A 9,958-nucleotide genomic window follows, 5' to 3' on the forward strand; every position below is an offset into this window, starting at 1 on the left:
TGCAAGATCGCGGGAGTGGGAGGGTCAGGTGAGGAGGAGGGCGGCCAGGGCGCCCAGGGCGAGGAAGGGACCGAAGGGGAGGTGGCTGCGCCAGGCGACGCGGCGGGCCGCCAGGAGCGCGACGCCGGCGACCCCGGAGAGCAGCAGCGCGAGCAACAGGCCGGCGACCAGGACGGCCCAGCCGTACCAGCCCAGCAGCGCGCCGACACCGAGCGCCAACTTCGCGTCGCCGAGGCCGAACCCGCGCGCTCCGAGCAGCAGCGTGGTGGCGGCGAAGAAGAGCGCCAGCGCGACGCCGGCCGCGGTGGCCCGCAGCCAGGGTGCCGGACCGGCGCCGGCCAGCGCGGCCACGCCGAGCAGCAGCCACGTCCCGGCCGCTGCGGGCCCGGTGAGCCGGTCCGGCAGCCGGTGCACGGCCGCGTCGACGAAGGTCAGGGGGATCGCCCAGCCCAGCCACCAGGCGGTGGCGGCCAGCACGGCGGCGGGCGGCCCCGCCAGCAGCAGCACCCCGACCGCCGCCGCCAGGGCGAGTTCGACAGTGCCGGGCGGCGGGCCGACCCGCGCGGCGCAGCGCCCGCACCGGGCCGCCGGGCCCAGCGCCGGCCACGGCCGGGCCAGCCCGATCGGGGTGCCGCAGGCGTCGCACCCGGTCCGGATGGCCGCCCCCGGCGGTACGGCGTGCCGGAGCACGGCGAGGCGGAGCACCGGAGCGACGGCGAGGACGGCCAGCGCCCGCGCGGCGCGGGAGCCGACGGGCCGCCCGGTCGGCTCCGCCACCACCGGCGGTTCGGTCAGCGCCACGGCAGCCCCTCCGATCGGACACCGGGACACGACACGGAGGGTGACGCCACCGCTGCCGACCGGTAACGGGCGGATCGGCCTGCACCCCTGCTGCCAAAGTCGCGGAAATGCGCGCGGAAATGGCGCGGACGCATAAGCGGGAATCCCATGTGAATGCAATGGCGGGCCATCGGCACGGGGGACGGATCGGACCAGACGCCACGTCCGGGACACGTCCTGCCGGCCACTGCGGCAACTCGCCCGTCCGGCGAACTCCCACCGCGCCGACTTCCCCGGCCGCTGGCCACAGCCCGGCCATCCGGCCCCGCCCCGCCGTCCGCTACCACCCGCGCCACCACCCGTCATCACTCACCGTGTCGATCAGAATTGCCCCTGTTGCATCGGCGAACGTCAGCCTATGCTCGCCCCTTGGGCACTGTGCAACCCCGCGACAAAACGACAGGACGACCCAGGATTTGCATTTGTAGAGATCTATAACGGCGAATGCAGCGACGCTTCCCGACAGGTCCGGATGACCCCATTCGGCCGCGTCGCCGCATGCCCGGAGGCCGGCGCGCGCCGGTCACCGGACAGCCAGAGGAGGCACCACGTGCGCGGACGGCAACTCGGCCGACGGGCGACCAGCCTGCTCACCGTCGCGGCGGTCGGCGCGGCCACGGCCTGCGGCGCCGACCCGGCCACGACCGCCCGGACGGCCCCCGCCGCCGGCACGCCGACCCCGACCCACTCCGCGGCCGACGAGCGGGCGGCCAGGCAGGCGGCCCTGGCCGCGTACGCCGGGTATCTCGCCGCCTCCCGCGCGGCGAGCGGGCGCAGCGACCCCCACCATCCGGACCTGGCGCGGTTCCTCGCCGACCCGCTGCTGACCCGGGTCCGGCTCTCCATCCACGAGGCGAAGGAGCACGGCGCGATGCGTACCGGCACGTTGGTCTCCGACCCCACCGTGACGTCGGTCAGCCTGGATTCGAGCCCGCCCACGGTGGAGATCCAGGACTGCCTGGACGCGACCGGCTACCGCCTCGTCTACGCCAGGAACAAGCGGGTCGTCCCCGGCACCGGCGGGACCCGGCACCTGGCCACCGCGACCGCCACCCGCTACCCGGACGGCCGCTGGCTGATCAGCGCCGGCGCCGCCCACGAGGACCTGCCGTGCTGACCTGGGGAGGAAGGGACGCCCCGGCCCTCGCGTCGACCGCGGCCGGGGCGACCCGTCCGCGTACCGCCGGCGCGCGGGCCGGGGCGACCCGCCGGGCGCTCGCCGGCGCCGGGCTGGCCCTGCTGCTGGCGCTCGGGGCGGCCGTGCCCGCGCTCGCCGCCGGGCGCGCGGACCCCGGCGCGGAGTGCCCGCCCGGGCAGAGCGACTGCAGCGTCTGGGACGACGACCCCGGCACCCCGGGCGGTGGCGGGGACACCGGCGGAGGTGGCGACCCCGGCGGTGGGGACTCCGGCGGAGGTGGCGGGAAGTGCCAGTGGAACGGCCGGACCGTCAAGTGCTACCACGACGTGCTCGGCTGGTTCAACAACGGCGACGGCTGCTACTACAAGCTCTCCGAGCCACAGCAGGAGGCCCCCGAGGGCAAGCAGTGGTACACGCGCACCTGCAACGGCGGCGACCTCGGCACCCAGACCGAGGTCCTGCTCGACGCCCCGCCGCCCGGGTTCGGCGCGCCGCCCGACCCGGAGGAACTCGCCCGCCGGGCCCTCGCCAAGATCACCATCGCGGCGCCCCGGATCGCGGTCGCCCCCCGCCGCAGCAAGGGGCCCGGCCTGGTCGGACTGCCGGTCTGGATGTGGGGCAGGAACGACGAGCCCAAGTACTTCGGACCGACCCAGGAGGCGTCGGAGACCGACCGGGGCCTGACCGTGGGGATCACGGCGACGTTCGACCGGATCGTCTGGGACATGGGCAACGGCCGCACGGTCACCTGCTCCGGCGCCGGCACCCCGTACGAGGCCGGTGGCCGGTACGCCGGCCGCCCCTCCCCCGACTGCGGCTACGACAGCGGCTACCCGAAGGCCGGCGACTACCGGGTGCGGGCCACGACGTACTGGACGGTGACCTGGCGCGGCGGCGGCGAGAGCGGCGTCATTCCCCTCACCCGGACGACGGGCACGGTCCCGGTCCGGATCAACGAACTACAGGTGGTGTCCGAGTGAGCGTGGCGACCCGTAACGGAACCGGACCGGTGGACGCGCCGGTCGCCCCGCCGAAGGTGGTGCGGCAGCGCCGCATGCGGCCCGGGCTGCTCGGCCTGGCCGTGCTGCTGATCGCCCTCGGCGGCCTCGGCGCGGCGTTCGCGGTCACCTCGGTACGCGCCACCGGCAGCTACCTCGCCGTGGCCCGACCGGTCGAGGTCGGCCGGCAGATCAGCGCCGACGACCTGGTCCCGGTGCAGGTGGCCGGCGGCCAGGGGCTGTCCCCGGTGCCCGTCGGCCGGCTCGACGAGGTGGTCGGCAAGCGGGCCGCCGTGTCGCTGACCCCCGGGACGCTGCTGACCATGGCCCAGCTCACCGACGACCCGCTGCTCGGCCCCGGCCAGCAGCAGCTCGCGCTGGGTCTCGGGCCCGCCGAGGTGCCCGCCCGCAAGCTGCACCCCGGCGACAAGGTCCTGCTGATCAGCCGGCCGGACAGCGACGACGACCGCCCGGCCGGTGCCGCCACCCGGTTCGAGGCGACGGTCATCGACACCGCGACGTCCGACAACGACGACGAGGTGGTGGTCTACCTGGCGCTCGCCGTGCGGGACGTGCCGGCCGTGGTGGCGCTGTCCGCGCAGGAGCGCATCGCCGTCGTGCTGACCGAGGCGGCCTGACCATGGCGATCATCGCGCTGGTGTCGGCGAAGGGCGCCCCGGGCGTGACCACCTCGGCCCTGGCCTGCGCCCTGACCTGGCACCGGCGGCTGGTACTCGCCGAGTGCGACCCGGCCGGCGGGTCCGTCCTCGCCGGCTACCTGGGCGGCGCGCTCGACGGCCCCCGGGGCATCGGCGAGCTGGCGGTCGGCGAGCTGCGCGACGGCAACCTCGAGACGGCGTTCTGGTCGCAGCTGGTCGACCTGGACGCGCCGAAGCGGGAGCGGCTGCTGCTGCCCGGCGTCGTCGACCCGGCGCAGGCCGGCAGCGTCGCCCCGCTCTGGCAGCGGTTCGCCGACTTCTTCGGCAGCCTGGAGCGCGGCGACCCGCCGTACGACGTGCTCGTCGACTGCGGGCGGCTGCACGTCGTCGGCCCGCCCTGGCCGATCCTGCGCGCCGCCTCGGTGGTGCTGCTGGTCAGCCGCGCCCGGCTGCCCGACCTGTCCGGCACCCGGGCCATGATCCGGGCGATCGAGCGGGACTTCGCCGAGCACCGGGTACCGCCGGGCAGCCTGCGGCTGCTGCTGGTGGGCGACGGCCACGGCAGCGGCGAGGTGAGCAAGGCCCTGCGGCTGCCGGTCGCCGCCCGGCTGCCGCACGACCCGCGTACGGCCGACGTGCTCAGCCTGGGCGGCACCGTGCGGGCCGGTCGGCCGCTGATGCGCGCGGCCGGGGCCCTGGAGGTGCCGGTCGGGGCGCTGCTGGAGCGGCGGCGCGCCCGGCTGGCCTGGCCCGTGTCGCAGGGGGTGCCGGATGCGGTTTGAGCCGGTCTCCGCCGACCCGCGCCGGGCGGCTGCCGGCGCCGGTGGCCGCGCCCCCGCCGGAGCCGCCGCCCCGCCACCGGATCGACTTCCAGGTGGTCCGCGAGCTGCGCCGGGAACTCAGCGAACGGCTCACCCGGTGGCAGCGCGGCCGGGAGTTCACCGTCGACGAGGAGGACACCGAGCGCGCCCGGCTGGCGGTGGCGGTGGTGGCCGAGTACGCCGACGCGGTGCGCCGGTCCGGCACCCCGATGGCCGCCGGCGAGGAGCGGCTCCTGCTCGACCAGGTCACCGCCGAACTGGCCGGGCTGGGCCGCCTCCAGACGCTGCTGGTCGACGACACCATCGAGGAGGTGCACATCCTCGGCTGCGACCAGGTGCGCATCACCCGGCACGGCGGCGGCGTCGACTGGGCCGAGCCCATCGCCGACAGCGACGACGAACTGGTGGAGATCCTCCAGGCGGCGGCCCGCCGGGCCGGGGCCACCGAGCGCTCGCTGTCGACCTCCAAGCCCACCCTCGACCTGCAACTGCCCGACGGCAGCCGGCTCGCCGCGGTGTTCCTGGTCAGCCACCGCCCGTACGCGGTGATCCGCAAGCACAACACGCTGGACGTCAGCCTCGACGACCTCGCCGGGGGCCGGGGCGACCTGGACGAGATGATCGACCCGCTGGTGCGCGACTTCCTGCGCGCCTCGATGCGCGCCGGGCTGAACATCATGGTGGCCGGGCTCGCCGGGGCCGGGAAGACCACGGTCATCCGGGCGCTGATGGACGAGATCCCGGCCGACGAGCCGTACGTGCTGCTGGAGGAGAGCCGGGAGCTGCTGCCCGCCCGCCGACGGCTCAAGCACCGGGCGGTGATGAGCTTCGAGGCCCGCGAGGGGCACGGGGAGCGCGGGCCGGACGGCCGCCCGGCCGGCGAGGTGAGCATCGCCGACCTGATCCCCGTCTCGCTGCGGATGGGCGTGCTGCGGATCATCGTCGGCGAGGTCCGGTCGCGGGAGATCGTCCCGATGCTCCAGGCGATGACCACCAGCCGCGGCTCGATGTGCACCATCCACGCGCGTACGCCCGCCGGGGTGAGCGAGCGGATCATCGAACTGGCGCTGGCGCACGGCCGGGAGATGACCGTCGACCAGGCCCGCCGGATGGCCGGCAACGCGCTCGACCTGATCGTCTACGTCACCGTCGAGGACGAGACCGCGATCGGCGGGCGCAAGCACCGCTTCGTCTCGCACGTCGAGGAGGTCATCGGGGTCGGCGACGGCAACCGGATCACCACCACGCAGGTGTTCGGTCCCGGACCGGACGGCCGGGCGGTGCCCCGGCACCTGCCCGAGCGGATCCGCGCCCAACTCCTCCGGGTCGGCTACGACGCCCGGCTGCTCAGCCGGTGGATCGAGGCCGGCACGGGCGCCTGGCGGCGGCCCCGGCAGACCCGGCTCGGGCGGCGGTGACCCGGAGATGCTGGACAACGTCGAACTCGTCGCGGTGGTCTCCGGGGCCGCCTGCGTGGCCGGGCTGCTGCTGGCGGTCGTCGCGCTGGTCGGCACCCGCCGGCCGCCCGGCCGGCCCGGCGCGGGCCGGGGGCTGGACCGCCTGTGGAAGGGCTCCGGCACCACCCCGCGCGAGCAGCGGGCCTACCAGGCCCTGCTGGTCGGCGCCCTGGTGGTCGGCGCGCTGGCCTTCCTGGTCACCGGCCTGCCGGTGGTCGGCCTGCTGGTCGCGGTCGCGGTCCCCGGCACACCGTGGCTGTTCTCCGTCGGCAAGGCCGAGCAGCGGGCCATCGCCCGCATCGAGGCGGTCGGCGAGTGGACCCGCCGGCTCAAGGACGTCTCCGCCACCGGCCAGGGACTCCAGCAGACGATCATCGGTACGGTCGCCACCGCCCCGGAGGAGATCCAGGAGGAGGTACGGCTGCTCGCCGCCCGCCTCCAGGCCGGCTGGCTGGCCCGCTCCGCGCTGCTCGCCTTCGCCGACGAGATCGGCGACCCGGTCTGCGACCAGGTGGTGGCGGCGCTGATCCTGCACGTCACCGACCGGGGCGAACGCCTCGGCGACGTGCTCGGCTCGATCGCGCAGGCGGCGGCGGCCGAGGTCGCCACCCGCCGGGAGATCGAGGCGAAGCGCACCCAGCCCCGGTTCGCGGTCCGCTTCCTCACCGGGATGACCCTGGCCACCGTCGCGTACGGGCTGCTCAACACCGAGTACGTCAGCCCGTACGGCACGCCCTTCGGCCAGCTCGTGATGGCGGCCCTCGGCGCGGCGTTCGTCGGCCTGCTGGCCTGGGTGCGGTCCATGAGCCAGCCGCGCCGGCCGGCCCGCTTCCTGCCGGCCCCCGACCCGCAGGAGGTGCTGGCGTGACCACGTACGGGCAACGCGCGGGCGCCGCGGTCCACGTGCCGGCGCCGGCCCGGCCCGCCCGGGCCGACGCCGGGAACGGGAGGCCGGTCCCGTGATCCTCAACTGGCAGCTCGCGCTCGCCGTCAGCGGCGGGGCGGCCGTCGGGCTGGGCGCCTTCCTGGTGGTCCGCGAGCTGGTGCCGGCCACCCCGGCGCTCGGGCCCGCGCTGCGCCGGCTGCACCAACCGCCGGGCGGCGGACAGCTCACCGCCCCCGCCGACCGGCGGCTGGAGTGGCTCACCGGGCTGTCCCGCTGGCTGCGGCCACCGCACCGGCAGCTCGCCCTGATCGACCGGAGCCCCGAGCAGTACGCCCTGTCGATGCTGCTCTCCGCGCTGATCGGGCTCGCCGCGCCGACGCTGCTCGGCGCCACCCTGTTCGCCGTCGGGGTCCGGCTGCCGGTGGTCGTGCCGGTGCTCGGCAGCCTCGGGCTGGCGCTGCTCTGCGCCCTGGCCGCGCACCGGGCCGTGCTCGACCGGGCGGACAAGGCCCGCGACGAGTTCCGCCAGGCGGTCTGCACCTACCTCGATCTGGTCGCGTTGCAGCTCTCCGCCGCCCACGGGCCGGTGCAGTCCCTGGAGCGGGCGGCCGCGGTCTGCGACGGCTGGGTCTTCGACCGCATCTCGGAGGCCCTGCGGATCGCCCAGATGCAGATGCACTCGCCCTGGGACGAGCTGCGCGACCTGGCCGAGCGCATCGGCATCCCGGAGCTGGGCGACGTCGGAGCCATCATGCGCGCCTCGGGCAGCGAGGGCGCGCAGGTGCACGAGACCCTGCGCAGCCGGGCCGACTCGCTGCGCGACCAGATCCGCACCGACAACCTGGCCCGGGCCGAGGGGGTGACCAGCCGGCTCGACATCCCCGGGGCGCTGCTCGTCTTCGTCCTGCTCGGCTTCGCCGTCTATCCGTTCATCGCCCGCCTGTGATCCGACCCCGAGAGAAGGAGCACGTCATGTCCGTCATCACCCACCTGCACGTCGCGCTGGCGGCGCGGCTGGCCGAGCTGCGCCGCGACGGCGACCGGGGCGACAGCCCCGTGCCCACCGCCGTGATCATCTTCGGTCTGGTCGCCGTCGCGATGGCGGTCACCGCCGCCGCCCTCGGCGCGGCCAACGACTGGATGGACAACATCCCGACCCACCAGGACCCGAAGTAACGCCGGGCCGTGCGCCGAGCAGACTCCGTACCGGGACGCCGGGTGGCCACCGCCGCCCGGCGCCCCGGTCCGACCGCCGTCGTCCGGCGCCTCACGGCCGGCGGGGCCGAGCGGGGCGCCAACCCCGTCGAGCTGGCGGTGGCGATGCCGGCGATCCTGCTGCTGCTCTTCGCCTCGATCCAGACCGCCGCCTGGTTCGTCGCCCGGTCCACCGCCCTGAACGCGGCGCAGAGCGCGGTCAACGCCCAGCGGCTGCACCAGGCGCCGCCCGGCGCCGGCGAGGCCCGGGCCACCACCTTCCTGCGCGCCGCGGGCGGCTGGCTCGTCGACTGGGACGACCCCGCCCCGAGCTGCCAGGCCAGCGCCACCGAGGTGACCTGCACGGTGCAGGGCCGCTCCCTGTCGGTCGTACCCGGGGTCGACTTCCCGGTGCGGCAGACCGCGCACGGGACGGTGGAACGGTGGACGACGCCGTGAGCCGTACCGCCGAGCGGGGCTCGGTCTCGATCGAGGTGGCGGTGCTCGCCCCGGCCTTCATCGCGCTGATCGTGCTGGCCGGCGTCGCCGGGCGTACCGCCGTGGCGGCCGAGGCGATCGACGCCGCCGCCCACGACGCGGCCCGCGCCGCCTCGATCTCCCGGGACGCCCGCACGGCCCGGGCGGAGGCCCGGGACGCGGCCCGCCGGCAGCTCGACTGGCGCGGCCTGGACTGCGTCGGCGCTCCGCAGGTGACCTTCAGCGGCGTGGTACGTGGTCGCGCCACCAGCTTCGACGCGGCGTTCCGCAGCCCGGCCGGGCGGGACGCCTCGGTCACCGTCCGGATCGCCTGCACGGTCTCCTACCAGGACCTGCGCCTGTCGGCCCTGCCGGGGATGCCGGCCGGCAAGCGGGTGTCGGCGAGCTTCACCTCGCCGCTGGACCGCTACCGGAGTCGGGGATGACCGCCCGTCGCGGCCGGCCCGGCGGGCGGGACGACGGGCGGGTGAGCGTCTTCCTCGCGGTGGCGATGGTGGGGGTCCTCGCCGTCATCGGCATGGCCTTCGACGGCGCGGGCCAACTGCGCACGTTGCAGCGGGCCGGCAACCTCGCGGCCGAGGCCGCCCGCGCCGGTGGCCAGGCTATCGACCGGGCCACCGCCATCGAGGGCGGGCCGACGCGGATCGACCGCCCGCAGGCCCGCCGGGCCGTCGCCGCCTACCTCGCCGCGGCCGGCGTTACCGGCCACGCCGTCAGCTTCCCGGTGGTCGACGGGGAGACCCGGGTCCGGGTACGGGTCACCGTCACGCACCACCGAACCATGCTCGGCCTGTTCGGCTTCGACGAGACCGTCAGCGTCTCCGGCGAGGCGACCGCGCGGCCGCTCACCGGGGCACCGTAGGAAGGAAGGCAGCCATGGCCGCATCGGGGCGGTCCGCCGTACGGCGGACCGGACGGATCCTGACCGGGTTCGGCGCGCTCGTCGTGCTCTGCGCGGTGCTGGCCGGCGCGCCAGTGGCGCTGCTCGCCCTCGCCGGCAACCCGCTGCCCGACCACCTGCCCACCGTCGCGGAGATCGGCGCGACCCTGACCAGCCGCGACGACGGGCGGCTGTTCCTGCGCGCCCTGGCGCTGGCCGGGTGGTTCGGCTGGGCCACCTTCGCCCTCTCGGTGCTGGTGGAACTCTGCGCGCAGGCGCTGCGCCGGCCGGCGCCCCGGCTGCCCGGGATGAGCCGCCAGCAGCGGGCGGCCGCCGCGCTCGTCGGGTCGGTCGCCCTGATCGTCGCGGCCAGCCCGGCGGCGAGCGCGGCCACGGCGGTCGCCGGCCCGTACGCCCTGCCGGCGCCGACCACGGCGACCGCGGCGGCGGACACGCCCCGGGCCGCCTGGCCGGACTCCGCCGCCCCGACCGTCCAGCCGGTCGGGGCGGGCCGGGCCGGGCCGGTGACCCGCGCCGCTCCGGCGGTCCAGCCTGTTGCGGCGGACCCGGACGGGGACCCGGCGGTC

At 76.3% G+C, this 9,958-nt stretch carries 11 protein-coding genes and 2 pseudogenes; 12 read left to right on the forward strand and 1 reads right to left on the reverse strand.

Annotation, left to right across the window (positions count from 1 at the left end; all coding sequences use genetic code 11):
- Positions 1-24 precede the first annotated feature (24 nt).
- Positions 25-780: a prepilin peptidase gene (locus tag ACSNOB_RS30420; protein WP_436690713.1), complete on the reverse strand. Its 756-nt coding sequence runs from the start codon at positions 778-780 to the stop codon at positions 25-27.
- A 610-nt stretch (positions 781-1,390) separates the two neighbouring features.
- On the opposite strand from ACSNOB_RS30420, the gene ACSNOB_RS30425 reads away from it, so the two are divergent.
- The 12 genes and pseudogenes from ACSNOB_RS30425 to ACSNOB_RS30480 form a co-directional block, all read left to right on the forward strand.
- Positions 1,391-1,957, forward strand: a complete 567-nt coding sequence (locus tag ACSNOB_RS30425; protein WP_436690697.1) for a hypothetical protein — start codon at positions 1,391-1,393, stop codon at positions 1,955-1,957.
- Entirely contained in the window at positions 1,951-2,958 is a 1,008-nt protein-coding gene (locus ACSNOB_RS30430) for a hypothetical protein (protein ID WP_436690699.1), read from the forward strand. Before ACSNOB_RS30425 ends, ACSNOB_RS30430 begins: the two co-directional genes overlap by 7 nt.
- On the forward strand, positions 2,955-3,614 hold the full coding sequence (locus tag ACSNOB_RS30435; RefSeq protein WP_436690701.1) for an SAF domain-containing protein: 660 nt from the start codon (positions 2,955-2,957) through the stop codon (positions 3,612-3,614). Before ACSNOB_RS30430 ends, ACSNOB_RS30435 begins: the two co-directional genes overlap by 4 nt.
- Positions 3,615-3,616: 2 nt before the next feature.
- Complete coding sequence (locus tag ACSNOB_RS30440) at positions 3,617-4,417, forward strand: ParA family protein (protein WP_436690703.1); 801 nt, start codon at positions 3,617-3,619, stop codon at positions 4,415-4,417.
- Positions 4,407-5,874: pseudogene (locus ACSNOB_RS30445) on the forward strand (CpaF family protein). The gene ACSNOB_RS30440 and the pseudogene ACSNOB_RS30445 overlap by 11 nt, the downstream one beginning before the upstream one ends.
- A 7-nt stretch (positions 5,875-5,881) precedes the next feature.
- Positions 5,882-6,781 carry a type II secretion system F family protein gene (locus ACSNOB_RS30450; protein WP_436690705.1) on the forward strand — a complete coding sequence of 300 codons (900 nt, stop codon included), beginning with the start codon at positions 5,882-5,884 and terminating at the stop codon, positions 6,779-6,781.
- A gap of 94 nt (positions 6,782-6,875) precedes the next feature.
- The gene (locus ACSNOB_RS30455) at positions 6,876-7,745 is read left to right on the forward strand and encodes a type II secretion system F family protein (protein ID WP_436690715.1); all 870 of its coding nucleotides are present in this window, start codon (positions 6,876-6,878) and stop codon (positions 7,743-7,745) included.
- A gap of 26 nt (positions 7,746-7,771) precedes the next feature.
- On the forward strand, positions 7,772-7,975 hold the full coding sequence (locus ACSNOB_RS30460; protein ID WP_436690707.1) for a hypothetical protein: 204 nt from the start codon (positions 7,772-7,774) through the stop codon (positions 7,973-7,975).
- 42 nt (positions 7,976-8,017) lie between these two features.
- Positions 8,018-8,452 carry a TadE family protein gene (locus ACSNOB_RS30465; RefSeq protein ID WP_436690717.1) on the forward strand — a complete coding sequence of 145 codons (435 nt, stop codon included), beginning with the start codon at positions 8,018-8,020 and terminating at the stop codon, positions 8,450-8,452.
- Positions 8,437-8,916 carry a TadE/TadG family type IV pilus assembly protein gene (locus tag ACSNOB_RS30470; protein ID WP_436690709.1) on the forward strand — a complete coding sequence of 160 codons (480 nt, stop codon included), beginning with the start codon at positions 8,437-8,439 and terminating at the stop codon, positions 8,914-8,916. Before ACSNOB_RS30465 ends, ACSNOB_RS30470 begins: the two co-directional genes overlap by 16 nt.
- Entirely contained in the window at positions 8,913-9,353 is a 441-nt protein-coding gene (locus ACSNOB_RS30475) for a pilus assembly protein TadG-related protein (protein WP_436690711.1), read from the forward strand. The genes ACSNOB_RS30470 and ACSNOB_RS30475 overlap by 4 nt, the downstream gene beginning before the upstream one ends.
- A gap of 14 nt (positions 9,354-9,367) precedes the next feature.
- Positions 9,368-9,958 (forward strand): annotated as a pseudogene (locus ACSNOB_RS30480) (LysM peptidoglycan-binding domain-containing protein); the annotation flags it as partial.

The sequence above is a fragment of the Micromonospora sp. URMC 106 genome (assembly GCF_051386395.1).
Lineage (GTDB): Bacteria > Actinomycetota > Actinomycetes > Mycobacteriales > Micromonosporaceae > Micromonospora.

Coding starts and splice junctions, on each gene's coding strand:
- ACSNOB_RS30440 (WP_436690703.1), top strand. CDS start 3,617: ATGGCGATCATCGCGCTGGTGTCGGCGAAGGGCGCCCCGGGCGTGACC.
- ACSNOB_RS30450 (WP_436690705.1), top strand. CDS start 5,882: ATGCTGGACAACGTCGAACTCGTCGCGGTGGTCTCCGGGGCCGCCTGC.
- ACSNOB_RS30460 (WP_436690707.1), top strand. CDS start 7,772: ATGTCCGTCATCACCCACCTGCACGTCGCGCTGGCGGCGCGGCTGGCC.
- ACSNOB_RS30475 (WP_436690711.1), top strand. CDS start 8,913: ATGACCGCCCGTCGCGGCCGGCCCGGCGGGCGGGACGACGGGCGGGTG.